Source organism: Ruegeria sp. HKCCD6157, from assembly GCF_013110685.1.
Lineage (GTDB): Bacteria > Pseudomonadota > Alphaproteobacteria > Rhodobacterales > Rhodobacteraceae > Ruegeria.
Window position 1 is genome coordinate 175832 of record NZ_WVRB01000001.1, and the last position, 16159, is coordinate 191990.

Genomic DNA, 16159 nt, shown 5'->3' on the forward strand with positions numbered 1-16159 from the left:
TCTTAAATTTTTTCCAAAAATCAGGATCTTTCGATCCTTGCTGACCGCCCTGTTCGCAGTTTCGGGAAAGCGATCGAAATTTGCGCCTGGCGTCCGGACGCCCACGCGCTGAAATCCAAACTGATGCCCAGATGTTTACCGGGCACACATTGCGCAAGCCGTTCATAGACCCTGACAAGGTAGGTTTTAGCGGCGCAGCAACAGCAAGCTACAGATCGTCAGGCGCAAGCTTCGGCGCGGGTCTTTTGGCAATCCCGCGTTCCATGAAAAGGACCGCGCAAAGGCGGTCCCTTCGTGTTTTGATGTCGGACGAAACTCGCCCGCCTGTTTGACGGCGATCAGCCGATGATTGCGTTCAGCGTAGCGCTGGGGCGCATCACAGCGGCTGTTTTGACCGGGTCAGTGTGATAGTATCCGCCCAAATCCACCAACGGTCCTTGGACTGCGGCCAGTTCCGCCAAGATCTGCTCTTCTTTGTCTGCCAGCGCTTTTGCAAGTGGTGCCATTTCAGCTGCCAGATCGGCATCGTCAGATTGGGCAGCCAAGGCTTCGGCCCAGTAGCGCGCGAACCAGTAGTGGCTGTCGCGGTTGTCCGGTTCCCCGACTTTTCGACTTGGCGACCGGTTGTTGTCCAGAATGCCCTGAGTTGCGGCCTCTGCCGCAGCGCCAAGAACACCTGCCTTCGCGTTTCCTTTGGCGTCGGCCAGGAAGTTCAGGGATTCCCCAAGCGCGCAGAATTCGCCCATCGAATCCCAGCGCAGGTGATTTTCCTCGACCAGTTGCTGCACGTGTTTCGGTGCTGAGCCCCCTGCCCCGGTTTCGAACAGGCCGCCGCCATTCATAAGCTTGACGATCGACAGCATCTTGGCCGAGGTGCCCAGTTCGAGGATCGGGAACAGGTCTGTCAGATAGTCACGCAGCACGTTGCCAGTGATGGCGATGCTGTCCTTTCCGGCGGTGATGGTTTCCAGCGTCTGGCGGGTTGCCTCGCGCGGGGCCATGATCTGGAACTTGTCAGCCACGCCCGCAGCCTCGAGCGCCGGTTCCACGTATTTGATCAGCTCGGCGTCATGGGCGCGGTTCGCATCCAGCCAGAAGATCGCCTCGGATCCGGTCAGGCGCTGACGGTCCATCGCCAGTTGGATCCAGTTCTCGATCGGCGCCTTCTTGACGGTGCAGGCCCGCCAGATGTCACCCTTTTCGACGTCGTGCGAATGCAGGGTCTCGCCGTTGGCCAGAACGATGCGCATTGTGCCGTCGGCGGGTGCCTCGAAGGTGGTCGGGTGGCTGCCGTATTCCTCGGCTTTCTGCGCCATAAGACCAACGTTTGCGACCGCACCGGCAGTGGCCGGATTCAATGCACCGTTGGCTTTGAAGAACTTGATGCTTTCATCATAAACAGTCGCATAGCACCGGTCGGGGATGACGCAATTTGTGTCACCCTTGGCACCGGTCTCATCCCAACCCTTGCCGCCCGCACGGATCACCGCTGGCATCGAAGCATCAATGATCACGTCGGAAGGAACATGCAGGTTGGTGATACCCTTGTCGCTATCCACCATATACATGGATGGACGATCAGCCTTGATCGCGTTTATTGCGGCGACGATCTCGGCATTGTTTTGTACCCGCTCAAGCAAGTCGCCAAGACCCGAGTTCGGATTCACACCCAGCGCATCCAGTTCCGCACCGAATTTTTCGAAAACCGGCGCCAACCAGGCCTTGACCGCATAGCCAAAGATGATCGGGTCCGAGACCTTCATCATCGTGGCTTTCAGGTGCAACGAGAACATTGTGCCGTCTTTCTTGGTGTCCTCGATGGCCTCTGCAAGGAAGGATGACAGTGCTTTGACCGACATGAAGGTCGCATCAGCCACGGTGCCTTCTTCCAGCGGCCACGCGTCCTTCAGGACAGTCACACTGCCGTCTTTGCCGACAAACTCGATCCTTGCATCGCCTGCCTGGGCAGCGGTGATGGTGGCCGATTTCTCATTGGCGTAAAAATCGTTGCCCGACATGGACGAGACTTTAGTTTTGCTGTCCGAGGTCCATTCACCCATGGAATGCGGGTTGTTGCGGGCATAGTTTTTGACAGCCCGCGCCGCGCGGCGGTCACTGTTACCTTCACGCAGAACCGGGTTCACGGCCGAGCCTTTGATGGCATCATAACGCGCGCGGATCGCCTTTTCTTCGTCGGTCGAAGGTTCTTCGGGATAGGCCGGGATATCATAGCCTTGCGACTGCAACTCTTCGATGGCGGCCACCAGTTGCGGAACCGATGCCGAGATGTTCGGCAGCTTGATCACATTGGCGTCCGGGGTCTTTACCAGCTCACCCAATGCGGCCAGATCGTCCGAGACACGCTGCTCATCCGTCAGGTTCTCGGGGAAGGCTGCCAAGATGCGCCCGGCCAGTGAAATGTCCTTGGTGCCCACGCTGACGCCAGCAGCCGAAGCGAACTTGCGAATGATGGGCAGGAACGAGGCGCTGGCCAGTTCGGGCGCTTCGTCTACAATGGTATACAATATGTCGAAGTTCGATTTATCTGCCATATTCTTTTACCTTTTTAAGCCTTTCGGGGCGTGCGATCCAAGAGTTGAAGCCACTTCAGCGTGGCACGGGAGGGGCGCGATCACGATACCGCCCCTGGGTGACTCTGTTTTGACAGGGCCTCCCTTAAATCACGTTGCGCTGGGAATCAATGATCTGTGCCCGCGCGTTTTGCCACGGGCTGGGCGTGGATGGCTTTTGATGTCATCAGCTCAACGTTTCACCCACCTGTCTCTGGCGTTCCCCTTCAGGTCACGCCAAGTGTTTTCCATGAAACTGTACGGCTTGTCCCACGAAGTTTTTCGGGTTGCGGCCAAGGATTACCGAAATCTCTGCCCTGTCTCGGGATCAAATACCATGGCACGGTCAGGTTGAATGGATATGCCAATCCGGTCGCCGGTTTTGCTGCGCTGGTCATCTCGCTCTTCGACGATCAGTTTGTCGCCATTTGGCGTCAGCAAATACGAGTAGGATACACCCCCAAGCGCTTCGGTCAGGTCCACGGTGCAGGTGTCCGCTGACCGGTCGATGTGAATATGTTCAGGGCGCATCCCCAATGTCACCTTGTCCGTTCCGGCAGGAACGGTTGCCGAGATCGGTAATGGCTGGCCCAAAGCGGGATGGGTGACATGGCCGTCAGTATATTCGCAATCAAGAAAGTTCATCGCGGGCGAACCGATGAAACCTGCAACAAACCGGTTGTCAGGATCACGGTACAGATCCATCGGGGCGCCGACCTGTTCGATCCGGCCATCGCGCAGCACCACAATCTTGTCGGCCATCGTCATGGCTTCGACCTGATCATGGGTCACATAGATCATGGTTGCACCGATTTCCTGATGCAGACGCGCGATTTCGACGCGCATCTCGACACGCAATTCAGCATCCAGGTTGGATAGGGGTTCGTCGAACAGAAAAACCTCGGGCCCGCGTACAATCGCCCGCCCGATCGCGACCCTTTGCCGTTGCCCCCCGGACAGGGCCTTGGGTTTGCGCTTGAGATAAGGATCTAGCTTCAGAATGCTCGAAGCCTCCTGCACCTTCTGGTCGATCTCGGCTTTTGGGACACCGTTCATGCGCAGGCCAAATCCCATGTTTTCCGCCACTGACATGTGCGGGTAGAGCGCATAAGTCTGAAACACCATCGCCACGCCGCGCTTGGCCGGGTCCATATGTGTCACCTCGCGCGATCCGATGTGAATCTCACCTTCCGAGGTTTCTTCCAGCCCTGCGATCATCCGCAACAACGTGGATTTTCCGCACCCTGAAGGCCCTACAAAAACGCAGAACTCTCCATCTTCGATTTGCAGATCGATCCCATGAATGACCTGTGTCTGACCATACCGTTTGATTGCCCGATTCAGAGTTACACCTGTCATGTCATCAGCATCCTGTCGTTTTTGGAACTTTGGCCTGTTTCGGGAAACCGCCAGGCTTGTGCCTCGGTTCCAATTTGTTCGGCTACACGCCGCAGGCGCGGCACCCAGGCTTCGAGTTGATCGAAATCCATTCGTTCGGTGGACCCGGTTATCGAAATCGCCCCAAGCATCCGACCGTTCGACGTCAGAACTGGGCAGGCGATGCATATGATGCCAGGCTCGTGCTCTTCATCATCGACGGCAAATCCCCGGCTGCGAATTCTGTCAAGATCAGCCCGCAACATCTTTTCGGATGTCAGAGTTTTGTCGGTGAAGCGGTGATAGCTTTGCTGCGACACCGCCTTGTTCAGCGCATCTTCGTCCAAGAAGGCCAGCATCGCCTTGCCGACCCCCGTGCAGTAGGCCGGGCCAACTTTTCCAGCCTGAGAGTACATCTCGATCGGTTGTGCGGCGTTGCGTTTGTCGACGTAAAGAACCTGACTGGAATCAAGCTGCGCCAGATGCACGGTTTCACCGGTTTCTTGGCTGAGGGCATCCAGAAAAGGCCGCGCTATCGGGGCCAATGAGCTTTGCGTCCATGCCGCATGGGCCAACCGAACCAACCGCATCCCGGGCGCATAGGTCTGCCTGTCGCGGTCATAAGACAGCATTCCCTGGTTGGTCAGGGATTGCAGAAATCGGTACAGGGTCGCCTTTGGAAAATCGCTGTTTTCCAAAAGTTCAGCGAATCGAACTGGGCGCTCGAACGACGCTACATGATCCAGCACATCACATGCTTTGCCTATAGTTCCGTCACCTGACACGGGCCATCATTCTCCTCCGATTATCCCTCGCCATCCTCACGAGGGTCTTGACAACAGTAACCGAGTCGATGTGTAGTTTTCAATATATAAAACAAGGTTTCATTATTTGGAACTTTGCAGGAGACCAACAGGGAGGAAACCATGTATTCAACTTTCAAGCGCACGACGGCTGCGCTGGCGCTTGGTGTCGCGATGGCGACGCCAGCTGCTGCGGAACTCACCGGAGATCTGCGGATTTTTCTGGACACATCGAACCCGGCGCCACGCGCGACGATGGAGGCGATGATCGAGCGTTTTGGGGCACAGCATCCGGGGTTGGAAATCGAAACAACCGTTATCGACCGCGAGGCGTACAAGACGCAGATTCGAAATTTCCTGACAGCTGACACACCGGATGTGGCCACGTGGTACGCGGCCAACCGTATGAAACCATATGTCGAGGCGGGTCTGTTCGAGGATGTTTCAGATTTATGGGCCGAGCCCGAGATCGCCGAAAACCTCGCTTCGACCAAGGGCGCGTTGACAATCGACGGCAAGCAATGGGGCGTACCCTATACCTACTATCAGTGGGGTGTTTACTACCGCAAAGACATCTTTGACGAGCTAGGCCTGAGCGAGCCGACCACTTGGGAAGAAGAACTGTCCAACTGCCAGAAAATCGTCGATTCTGGACGCGCCTGCTATACCATTGGCACCAAGTTCCTTTGGACCGCCGGTGGCTGGTTTGATTATCTGAACATGCGGACCAATGGTTTCGACTTCCACCAGCAACTCGCCAACGGCGAAGTCAGCTGGGAAGATGATCGGGTAAAACAGACTTTCGCCAACTGGAAACAGTTGATCGACATGGGCGCCTTCATCGACAATCACCAGACGTATAGCTGGCAGGAAGCCCTGCCCTTCATGGTCAATGGTGAGGCAGCAGCCTATCTGATGGGCAACTTCGCAGTGGCACCGTTGCGCGATGCGGGCCTGACAGATGACCAGCTGGATTTCTACCAGTTCGTCGCGATCAATCCCGATGTTGAGCTGGCCGAAGACGCCCCGACCGACACGTTCCACATCCCGGCCAATGCTTCGAACAAGGAAGCTGCGCGCGAATTCCTGCGTTTCGTGGTCTCTGCTGACGAACAGACCGAAATCAACAACGGCGCGAATCTCGGCCAATTGCCGGTCAACGCGCAATCAACTGTGGATGACGACAAGTTCCTGCAACAGGGCTTTGAAATGCTTTCGTCCAACAGCCCCGGTGGGGTAGCCCAGTTCTGGGACCGCGACGCGCCTGCGGAAATGGCCAAAGTGTCCATGGAAGGTTTCCAGGAATTCATGGTCAAACCCGACAACTTGGACCGGATACTGGCCAAGCTCGAACGCGCGCGCGCGCGTATTTACGATAACTGACCAGTCCAGGGTCGGGCCAAAGCCCGGCCCACGCTCCTTTGAATCGTAGGGCGGGTTCCGACCCGCCTTGCTCCAACAGACCCGAGTTTCCCATGACAGTTGCTGCCGACGCCTCAGAACAGGAAAGCTGGTTCCATCGCAACCAACAACGCATCGCACCCTGGCTGTTTCTGGCCCCCGGGATGCTGTTCTTTTTGGTCTATGTGATTATCCCGGTATTCCAGTCCTTTAATCTGTCTCTTTACGAGTGGGACGGCCTGGGCGCTGCCGAATACGTTGGCTTTCGTAACTACGAAGACCTCTATTGGGAGTGGGTGGATCGGGATGCTTTCTACATCTCGATGAAAAACAACCTGATCTGGCTGATCCTTTACCTGGCTGCGATTCCGGCAGGTTTGTTCATCGCCCTGTTCCTGAATCAGACCGTTTGGGGCATCCGCCTGTATAAGTCCCTGTTTTTCTTTCCTTTCGTGATTTCTCAGGTCGTGGTGGGGCTGGTGTTCACCTGGTTCTACGATCCGACCTTCGGGTTGCTGAACGAATTCCTCGGCTTCTTCGGCCTCGGCCCGGTAAACGTGTTGGGCGATGAGCGTTTCGTGACCTATGGCATCATCTTCGCCGGCCTCTGGCCACAAACCGCCTATTGCATGATCCTGTACCTTACCGGCCTGAACGCTGTAGACCCGGAACAGATCGAAGCAGGACGCCTGGACGGGGCCAAGGGTTGGAAGATGCTTTGGCACATCATCATTCCACAATTGCGGCCCGCAACCTTTATCGCGTTTGTCGTGACGATCATCGGCGCATTACGGTCTTTCGACCTGATCTCAATCATGACACAAGGCGGACCTTTCGGATCCTCCCGCGTGCTGGCCTATTACATGTTCGAGGTCGCCCTGTCCGAATATGGCTTCCGCATGGGTTATGGCGCAGCCATCGCCGTGATCCTTTTCCTGATCATGTTGTGCTTCATCGCCTACTTCCTGTGGTCGATGTACCGTGAAGAGAAGGGGCGCTAAGATGTTTCCCAAACCCATCGAAAAACAACCCCGCGCGGCGCAGATCACGTATCAAGCCATGCTTCCATTGGCCCTTCTGTTTTGGCTGGGGCCCCTGCTGGCGGTTGCTCTTTTCTCGGTAAAACCAGCTGCTGACTTCACCAACGCGAATTACTGGGGAATGCCGTCCAGCTTTGAGGGCGCCTTCAACTATGGTCAGGTGTTCTTCAATTCGGACATGCCGCGATACCTGCTGAATTCATTTATGATCACCGTCCCTACCGTGATCGGAGCGGTGGCCCTCAGTTGCATGACCGGCTTCGCGCTTGGCATCTACAAGTTCAAGTCGAACCTCTGGATATTTTTCATGTTCGTGGCCGGGAACTTCGTGCCCTTCCAGATCCTGATGGTGCCGGTTCGGGATCTGACCCTGCAACTTGGGCTCTACAACACCAAGACCGGGCTGGTCCTGTTCCACATTGCGTTCCAGACCGGGTTCTGCACCCTGTTCATGCGCAACTTCATCCGCGCCCTGCCCTTTGAACTGATCGAGGCCGCACGGGTCGAGGGCATCAGCGAATGGCGCATCTTCTGGTACGTGGTCCTGCCGCTGATGAAGCCCGCGATCGCCGCGCTCAGCGTGCTGATCTTCACATTCATCTGGAACGACTATTTCTGGGCCGTCGTCCTGACGCAAGGCGCGGAAAGCCAGCCCGTAACTGCCGGAATCACCAGTTTCAACGCACAATTCCGCGCCGCTTATCAATTGATGAGCGCGGGCTCCATCGTGGCGGCTCTGCCACCGGTGGCCATGTTCTTCCTGATGCAGAAACACTTCATTGCGGGTTTGACCCTCGGAGCTGTGAAATGACCAAAATTACCTTTATCGGTGCCGGGTCCACAATATTCATGCAGAACATCGTTGGGGATGCTCTGTTGACCCCTGCGCTGGCCGACAGTCACTTTGCGCTTATGGATATCGACCCCCAGCGCCTTGCGGAAAGCGAAACCGTTGCGCGCTCCATGATCCGCTCGGTCGGGGCCGGGGCGACCGTCTCGACCCATACCGACCGCCGCGCGGCGCTGGACGGGGCCGATTTCGTCATCACCGCGTTTCAGGTGGGGGGATACAATCCCTGCACGATCACCGATTTCGAGATCCCCAAGCAGTATGGCTTGCGTCAAACCATCGCTGATACACTGGGCGTCGGAGGGATCATGCGAGGCCTGCGCACGGTTCCGGTGCTTTGGGATGTCGCAGGGGACATGATGCAACTCTGCCCGAACGCGACATTGCTGCAATACGTAAATCCGATGGCCATCAACACCTGGGCACTGGCCGAACGCTTCCCGACCCTGAAACATGTAGGCCTTTGCCACTCGGTTCAAAATACGGTCGAGGAACTGGCCCATGATCTGGATCTGCCAAATGCAGAGTTCCGCTACAAAGTCGCCGGCGTCAATCACGTCGCATTCTTTCTGAAACTGGAACATCAGGGCCGCGACCTGTATCCGGCACTGCGCCAGGGCTATCACACGGGGAAATTCCCGAAGGCGCCGCTGCTGATGCCGCGCTGCCCCAACAAGGTGCGCTACGAGGTGATGGATCACCTGGGCTATTTCTGCACGGAAAGCTCGGAACACCTGGCCGAATACGTGCCGTGGTTCATCAAGGAAGGGCGACAGGACCTGATCGAGGAATTTTCCATCCCGCTGGACGAATACCCCACCCGCTGCGTCGAGCAGGTCGAGATGTGGAAGGAACAGGCCAAGACCCTGACCGACGGGCGCAATATCGATGTCACGCGCAGCCACGAATTCGCCGCCGACCTGATGAACGCGATCGTTACGAACACGCCTTACATGGCCTATGGCAACCTGCCCAATACCGGCCAGATCCCGCAACTTCCCATGGGCGCGGCGGTCGAAACCCCCTGCCTGGTCGACAGCAACGGCGTACAGCCTTCTGTCGTGACCGACATCCCGCCGCAGTTGATTGCCCTGATGCGCACCCAGATCAATGTACAGGAACTGACTGTTCGGGCCCTGACAGAACAGAACCCCGAATATATCTATCACGCCGCGATGATGGATCCGCACACCGCCGCCGAACTGGACCTGCGCCAGATCCGCAACCTTGTCACGGATCTGCTGACGGCCCACAACGATTGGCTGCCCGACTGGTGCCGGCCGGCCCGCGCCGCCTGATCTTCATCTTTTCACAAATACTCAGATCCAACTTCCGCCAAGAAAAACAAAGCCAGAAATGACAAAACGCCGCTCACAGCATTGGTATGGAAAACTCGACAAGGACGGCTTCATCCACCGGTCGTGGATGAAAAACCAGGGCTTTCCCGACCACGCTTTCGACGGGCGACCCATAATTGGCATCTGCAACACCTGGTCGGAACTGACCCCCTGCAACTCGGGCCTGCGCGATCTGGCCGAGGGCGTAAAACGCGGCGTGTGGGAGGCGGGCGGCTTTCCGGTAGAATTCCCCGTCATGTCGCTGGGTGAAACCCAGATGAAACCCACCGCGATGCTGTTCCGCAACCTGCTGGCCATGGATGTCGAAGAATCGATCCGCGCCTATGGTATTGACGGGGTCGTTCTGTTGGGCGGCTGCGACAAGACCACGCCGGGTCAGTTGATGGGGGCCGCGTCAGTCGATCTGCCTTCGATCGTCGTCAGTTCCGGCCCGATGCTGAACGGTAAATATCGCGGGCAGGATATCGGATCCGGCACCGATGTCTGGAAATTTTCCGAAGCGGTTCGGGCCGGCGAAATGACCTTGCAGGACTTCATGAACGCCGAATCCGGCATGTCGCGCAGCGCCGGGGTCTGCATGACCATGGGCACCGCGTCCACCATGGCGTCGCTGGTCGAGGCGATGGGCATGAGCCTGCCCACCAATGCCGCGCTTCCGGCGGTCGACGCCCGCCGCATGACGCTGGCGCACATGACAGGCAGGCGCATCGTCGAGATGGTGGAAGAAGACCTCAAGCCCTCGGACATCCTGACCAAAGAGGCGTTTGAGAACGCCATCCTCGCCAATGCCGCCGTAGGAGGCTCGACCAATGCGGTGGTTCACCTGCTGGCGCTGGCGGGACGTGTCGGGGTTGACCTGACCTTGAAAGACTTTGAAATCGGATCCGAAATACCGCTTCTGGTCAACTGCATGCCGTCGGGCAAATACCTGATGGAAGACTTCTGCTACGCAGGCGGCATGCCGGTTGTACTGAATGAACTCAAATCGTTCCTGCGCCCGGCAAAGACGGTTCTGAACAAGGATATCTCGGCACATTACGAAGGGGCCGAGTGTTTCAACACCGACGTCATCCGTCCCTTCGATGATCCTGTAAAGCCCGCAGCGGGCCTGCGTGTTCTGCGCGGCAACCTTGCGCCGAATGGAGCAATCGTCAAGCCTTCGGCGGCCACTGACGCGCTTCTTGAAACCGAGGGCGAGGCTTTTGTGTTCGACAACATCGAAGACCTGAAGGCCAATATAGACCGTGAAGACCTGCCGGTCACGGCCAAGAGCATCCTGGTGCTCAAAGGGTGTGGCCCCAAAGGGTATCCGGGCATGCCCGAGGTTGGCAACATGCCAATTCCGGCGAAATTGGTGAAAGAGGGTGTGCGAGACATGATCCGGATCTCGGATGCCCGCATGTCGGGAACAGCATATGGCACCGTCATTTTGCATGTCAGCCCCGAAGCACAGGCGGGTGGCACGCTGGCGCTGGTCAAAACCGGAGACCGCATCCGTGTTTCAGCCAGCAGCGGCGAACTGGAACTGCTTGTGGACGAAAACGAACTGAACGCCCGCCGCGCCGCGTGGCAACCGGATGATCCGCACTACACACGCGGATATGCAAAACTTTACATCGACCACGTACTGCAAGCGGATCAGGGGGCGGATCTGGATTTTCTTGTTGGCAAAGACACCCGCCTCGTGACCAGAGAGAGCCACTGATGACCCAACCAGCTACATTCCACGATCTGAACGGGGCCTCCGTCTATATCACCGGCGGGGGCTCGGGCGTTGGTGCGGCGCTGACAGATGGGTTCATGGCACAGGGATCCAATGTGGCCTTCATTGGTCGGTCGGATGCCAGTGCGTTTGTCGAAGAGATGCGCGACAAGCACGGCCGCGCGCCGCTGTTCCTGCAAGGCGACATGACGGATACCGAACTGCTGCACGCGACGATGGCCAAAGCTGCCGAGGCTCATGGCCCTTTGAACGTCTTGGTAAACAATGCAGCCAACGACCAACGTCATACGCTCGAGGAAACCAAGACGGAATTCTGGGACTGGATGATCGAGGTGAACCTGAAAGCCTATTATTTCGCGTGTCAGGAAGCCGCCCGGCAAATGAAAGATGGCGGGGCAATCATCAATTTCAGCTCGATCAGTTACATGATGGGCAATGCTGGCTATCCGATCTATACGACCTCGAATGCCGGGATCACGGGGATGACACGGTCATTGGCACGAGAACTTGGGCCGAGGAAAATCCGCGTAAACGCTCTGGCCCCCGGCTGGGTTCTGACGCAAAAACAGTTGGATAAATGGGCCACGCCCGAGGATCTGGCGGCCCATTTGGACCGGCAATGTCTGAAAGAGCACCTGAAGCCCGAGGATATGATAGCACCAACACTTTTTCTGGCGTCCAGGGCCAGCCATGCGATGACCGGGCAATGTATGGCTGTTGATGGCGGCGTTGTGGTTTCGGGGTGATGTTATGAATACTGAATGGATCGCCGTCGACTGGGGAACATCTCATTTACGGGCCTGGGCCATGCAGGGTTCGACTGCGCTGGACCATGCGCAATCCGACAAGGGCATGGCGCATGTAGGGCCTGACGGGTTTCAAGCCGCCCTGCTGGATTTGATCGAAAACTGGTTGCCCGGCGCGCCAGTAGATGTGGTCGCTTGCGGAATGGTCGGCGCACGACAGGGCTGGGTGGAAGCCCCTTATTCGACCGTGCCCTCGGACCCCTTGCCGGATGTCCCGATCCGCGTACCCGGATCAGACCCGCGCATTCGGGCCTTTGTCATACCCGGTCTGAAACAGACAACTCCGCCGGATGTGATGCGGGGTGAGGAAACCCAGATTGCCGGATTTCTGGGCACGCGCCAGAATTGGGACGGCGTCATCTGCCTGCCCGGAACCCACACGAAATGGGTTCAGGTAAGCGCTGGCGAGGTTATAAGCTTTCGTACCTTCATGACGGGTGAGTTGTTCGACCTGCTATGTGGTCAGTCCGTGCTGCGGCACTCTGTAGGCCCGGGCTGGGACGAAGACGCCTTCGCCGAGGCGGTTGCGGATACGTTGTCAAAGCCCGAACAATTGGCTGCGCGTCTTTTCAACTTGCGAGCGGCGGACTTGCTGCAAGGTCAGGCCAAATCCACCGCGCGTGCGTGCCTTTCCGGAATGTTGATCGGGGCCGAACTGGCCGCGACACGGCCCTATTGGCTGGGGCAGCAACTGGCCATTATCGGAGCAGAAGGCGTGTCGCAGACATATGCAACAGCCCTGCATCGGCAAGGCGCATTCGTGGAAACCGCAAACGCCACCGAGGCAACTCTGGCCGGGCTTGCGCTGGCCCGAAACATGACAAGGCAAACCGCATGAGCCGTCCCATCATCGCCATATTGCGTGGCTTGCAACCGCACGAAGCCAAAGCCGTTGGCCGCGCCATTATCGATGCTGGCATCGACCGGATCGAAGTGCCGCTCAATTCTCCGGACCCGCTCGACAGTATCAGCACTTTGGTTGATGCGTTTGGAAATCAGGCCCTGATCGGCGCGGGCACGGTTTTGACAGTCGATCAAGTGGACGCTGTGTCGACCGCCGGAGGCAAGTTGATCGTATCGCCCAACTATGACGCCGAGGTCATCAAGCGTTCCGTCGCGTTGGGCCTGCAAAGCTGGCCGGGGGTTTACACCCCAACCGAAGCCTTTGCGGCCCTCAAGGCCGGGGCCACCGGGTTGAAGCTGTTCCCGGGGGTGATGGCTGGTCCGGCGGGTTTGGCCGCCTTACGTCCGGTTTTGCCCATAGGCTCGCTTGTTTTTGCCGTTGGCGGTGCCGGACCCGACAATTTCGGGCAATGGATCAAAGCGGGCGCAGATGGCTTTGGGATAGGCTCTGCACTTTTCAAACCCGGAATGGATGTCGCCGAAATCGCCGAGCGCGCCCGGCATATCGTTACGGCCTATGACGAGGCCGCCGGATGAGCACCATCTTTGACGACCGCCCCTGCGAGTTGGGCGAAGGCCCGTTGTGGCATCCTGAAAGGCGTCAGCTTTTCTGGTTCGATATCATCGGCAAACGTCTGATGACCCGCGAGCGGGAAGCGCCCAAAAGCTGGAGCTTCGATGAACATGTTTCGGCCGCGGGCTGGGTGGATCGCGATACGCTTCTTTTGGCGTCGGAAACGGGGCTGTGGCGTTTCGATTTGCAATCCGGAAAGCGGAACTTGATCACGCCTCTGGAAGCCGAAAACCCCGTCACCCGTTCCAACGATGGCCGCGCCGATCCGTGGGGTGGGTTTTGGGTCGGCACGATGGGCAAGCAAGCGGAACCCGGCGCCGGATCAATCTATCGCTTCTGGAAAGGTGAGTTGAGACGATTGGTTCCGGATGTGACAATCTCAAACGCGATCTGTTTTGCCCCCGATCGTTCGGTGGCCTATTTCTGCGACACCGCAACGAAACAAGTCAGGCGCTGGCGTCTGAACGCCGAAACCGGGTGGCCGGAAGGCGACAGCGCAGTTTTCCTGGATTTGCGCAAAGAAGGTCTGAACCCGGATGGTGCGGTCATCGATGCCCAGGGGAATATCTGGATTGCACAATGGGGTGCCAGCCGGATTGCGGCATACACGGCCGACGGCATGTTTCTGAAGGCCGTTGCATTTGACGCATCCCATACGTCATGTCCCGCTTTCGGGGGCGATGAACTGAATACGCTTTTCTGCACAACGGCCCGTCAGGGATTGAGCGCAGAAACAATAGACAGCCAACCGACCAACGGCATGACCTTTGCCGCGCGAAATGCAGGTCAGGGTCAGGCAGAACACAAGGTCATCTTATGAAGCCGGAACTGGGCGTTTGTTATTATCCTGAACATTGGCCAGAGGCGATGTGGGCCGACGATGCCGCGCAAATGGTCGAAACAGGCCTGGCATGGGTGCGCATTGGCGAATTCGCGTGGAGCCGCATCGAGCCGCAATCCGGCGTATTGCAATTCGAATGGCTGGATCGCGCGATTGAGACACTCGGAGCAGCCGGGTTGAAGGTCGTGCTGGGCACGCCAACAGCAACGCCGCCGCGCTGGATATTGGACAAACACCCGGACATGCTGGCCGCCGATGAAAACGGCAACCCGCGCAAGTTCGGATCCCGGCGGCATTACTGCTTTAGCCATCAAGGCTATATCGACGAATCTACCCGCATCGCTCGGATATTGGGTGAACGGTACGGTAAGAACCCGCATGTGGTCGCGTGGCAAATTGACAATGAATATGGGTGTCACGACACCACTCTCAGCTACAGCGCTGCTGCCCAACAGGCGTTTCGCCATTGGCTGGTCGAACGGTATGGAACAATTGAGACGCTGAACCAGGCGTGGGGCAATGTGTTCTGGTCGATGGAATATAGCAACTTCAGCGAAATCGACCTGCCCAATCAAACCGTGACCGAGCCGAACCCGGCTCATGTGCTGGCATTCCGGCGCTTCAGTTCGGATCAGGTCGCGGCCTTCAACAAAGCACAGGTGGATACGCTGCGCCCGTTGACCGACGCGCCGCTTTTGCACAATTACATGGGCCGTATTCTGGACTTCGACCATTTCAAGGTTGGCGCGGATCTGGATATCGCCACCTGGGACAGTTATCCGATCGGTTTTCTGTCGGACCGGCTGGACGCCGACGACGCGCACAAGACCGCCTTTTTGCAACAGGGCGATCCGGACATGCAGGCGTTTCACCATGATCTCTACAGGGCGGTCGGGCGCGGCCGTTGGTGGGTGATGGAGCAACAACCCGGCCCGGTGAATTGGGCACCGTATAATCCGGCGCCGCTGCCCGGAATGGTGCGGCTTTGGTCATTGGAGGCCGTTGCTCATGGTGCCGAGGTGGTGAGTTATTTTCGATGGCGGCAAGCCCCGTTTGCGCAAGAGCAAATGCATGCGGGCTTGCTGACGTCGAACAATCAACCTGCTGCTGCACTGGCAGAAGCCCGCCAGACCGCAGATGACCTGAACACGTTGGGTGCGGTGCAACAGATACAGGCCAAAGTGGCCATTCTGTTTGATTACGCCTCGGACTGGGCGTGGACCACACAACCACAAGGCGCGGGATTTGACTATTTCCGATTGGTTTTTTCGGCTTATCGCGCGCTGCGACGGGCCGGTCTGTCGGTAGACTTTGTTTCGGCAAAGGACATTCCTGCCGATTACTCGGTGATCTTTGCCCTCGGTTTGGCCACAACGGATCCTGATTTGGAACAACGCCTGGCAGAAAGATGCGATCTTGCCATTCTGGGACCGCGCAGCGGCGCGATCACCCGCGATTTTCAAATTCCTGAAAAGGGCAGACCCGGTCTGAGCAGGATCGATTGCGATGTTGATCTGGTCGAAACACTGCCGCCCACGGTAGAACGCACGGTCAAGGGTGGCGGCGCGGCGCGGCATTGGATCGACCGATTGTCAGGAACGGCCAAAGACCTGCTGAGTTTCGAAGACGGAACAGCTGCTCTCAAGGCAGGGGACGGAATCTGGTACTTGGCAGGCTTTCCCGATGCAGACCTTTGGGACCGCGTGATAGCCATGGCGGCGGAAGAAGCCGAATTGACATTGCGCCGGATGCCGCAAGGCCTGCGACTGCGCGAGACCGCCAATCATGACTTCCTGATCAACTACAACGCGGGGCCGGTGGATTGGAACGGGCTCACCGTCGAAGGTTGTAACGTCAAAATCCTGAAACGCAATCCGCCCGAACCGACCTGAGGTCAGTCCGGGCGGGTGCCG

The 16159-nt window shown here is 57.7% G+C and carries 13 protein-coding genes; 10 read left to right on the forward strand and 3 right to left on the reverse strand.

Annotation, left to right across the window (positions count from 1 at the left end; all coding sequences use genetic code 11):
* Positions 1 to 338: 338 nt before the first annotated feature.
* The 3 genes from GS612_RS00755 to GS612_RS00765 all read right to left on the reverse strand — a co-directional run bounded on the left by GS612_RS00755 (position 339) and on the right by GS612_RS00765 (position 4732).
* Positions 339 to 2552, reverse strand: a complete 2214-nt coding sequence (locus GS612_RS00755; protein WP_171638755.1) for an NADP-dependent isocitrate dehydrogenase — start codon at positions 2550 to 2552, stop codon at positions 339 to 341.
* Positions 2553 to 2870: 318 nt separating this feature from the next.
* A complete protein-coding gene (locus tag GS612_RS00760) occupies positions 2871 to 3929 on the reverse strand; it encodes an ABC transporter ATP-binding protein (protein WP_171364331.1) in 1059 nt (352 codons plus the stop codon).
* A complete protein-coding gene (locus tag GS612_RS00765) occupies positions 3926 to 4732 on the reverse strand; it encodes an IclR family transcriptional regulator (protein WP_152460267.1) in 807 nt (268 codons plus the stop codon). The genes GS612_RS00760 and GS612_RS00765 overlap by 4 nt, the downstream gene beginning before the upstream one ends.
* A 141-nt stretch (positions 4733 to 4873) precedes the next feature.
* Between GS612_RS00765 and GS612_RS00770 the strand changes: the two genes are divergently transcribed.
* The 10 genes from GS612_RS00770 to GS612_RS00815 all read left to right on the forward strand — a co-directional run bounded on the left by GS612_RS00770 (position 4874) and on the right by GS612_RS00815 (position 16138).
* Positions 4874 to 6133: an ABC transporter substrate-binding protein gene (locus GS612_RS00770; RefSeq protein ID WP_171638756.1), complete on the forward strand. Its 1260-nt coding sequence runs from the start codon at positions 4874 to 4876 to the stop codon at positions 6131 to 6133.
* A gap of 92 nt (positions 6134 to 6225) precedes the next feature.
* Positions 6226 to 7152 carry a carbohydrate ABC transporter permease gene (locus GS612_RS00775; protein ID WP_171119269.1) on the forward strand — a complete coding sequence of 309 codons (927 nt, stop codon included), beginning with the start codon at positions 6226 to 6228 and terminating at the stop codon, positions 7150 to 7152.
* Between the two features lies 1 nt (position 7153).
* Positions 7154 to 8002: a carbohydrate ABC transporter permease gene (locus tag GS612_RS00780; protein ID WP_152460264.1), complete on the forward strand. Its 849-nt coding sequence runs from the start codon at positions 7154 to 7156 to the stop codon at positions 8000 to 8002.
* Positions 7999 to 9339, forward strand: coding sequence for an alpha-glucosidase/alpha-galactosidase (locus GS612_RS00785; protein ID WP_171638757.1), 1341 nt, complete (start codon positions 7999 to 8001; stop codon positions 9337 to 9339). Before GS612_RS00780 ends, GS612_RS00785 begins: the two co-directional genes overlap by 4 nt.
* Positions 9340 to 9397: 58 nt before the next feature.
* Positions 9398 to 11104: an IlvD/Edd family dehydratase gene (locus tag GS612_RS00790; RefSeq protein ID WP_171638758.1), complete on the forward strand. Its 1707-nt coding sequence runs from the start codon at positions 9398 to 9400 to the stop codon at positions 11102 to 11104.
* Positions 11104 to 11868 (forward strand): SDR family NAD(P)-dependent oxidoreductase, encoded by a 765-nt coding sequence (locus GS612_RS00795; protein WP_171638759.1) that lies wholly within the window; start codon positions 11104 to 11106, stop codon positions 11866 to 11868. Before GS612_RS00790 ends, GS612_RS00795 begins: the two co-directional genes overlap by 1 nt.
* A gap of 4 nt (positions 11869 to 11872) precedes the next feature.
* The gene (locus GS612_RS00800; RefSeq protein WP_171638760.1) at positions 11873 to 12766 is read left to right on the forward strand and encodes a 2-dehydro-3-deoxygalactonokinase; all 894 of its coding nucleotides are present in this window, start codon (positions 11873 to 11875) and stop codon (positions 12764 to 12766) included.
* Positions 12763 to 13368, forward strand: coding sequence for a 2-dehydro-3-deoxy-6-phosphogalactonate aldolase (locus tag GS612_RS00805; protein ID WP_171638761.1), 606 nt, complete (start codon positions 12763 to 12765; stop codon positions 13366 to 13368). Before GS612_RS00800 ends, GS612_RS00805 begins: the two co-directional genes overlap by 4 nt.
* Positions 13365 to 14225 (forward strand): SMP-30/gluconolactonase/LRE family protein, encoded by an 861-nt coding sequence (locus GS612_RS00810; protein ID WP_171638762.1) that lies wholly within the window; start codon positions 13365 to 13367, stop codon positions 14223 to 14225. The genes GS612_RS00805 and GS612_RS00810 overlap by 4 nt, the downstream gene beginning before the upstream one ends.
* A complete protein-coding gene (locus GS612_RS00815) occupies positions 14222 to 16138 on the forward strand; it encodes a beta-galactosidase (RefSeq protein ID WP_171638763.1) in 1917 nt (638 codons plus the stop codon). The genes GS612_RS00810 and GS612_RS00815 overlap by 4 nt, the downstream gene beginning before the upstream one ends.
* Positions 16139 to 16159 lie beyond the last annotated feature (21 nt).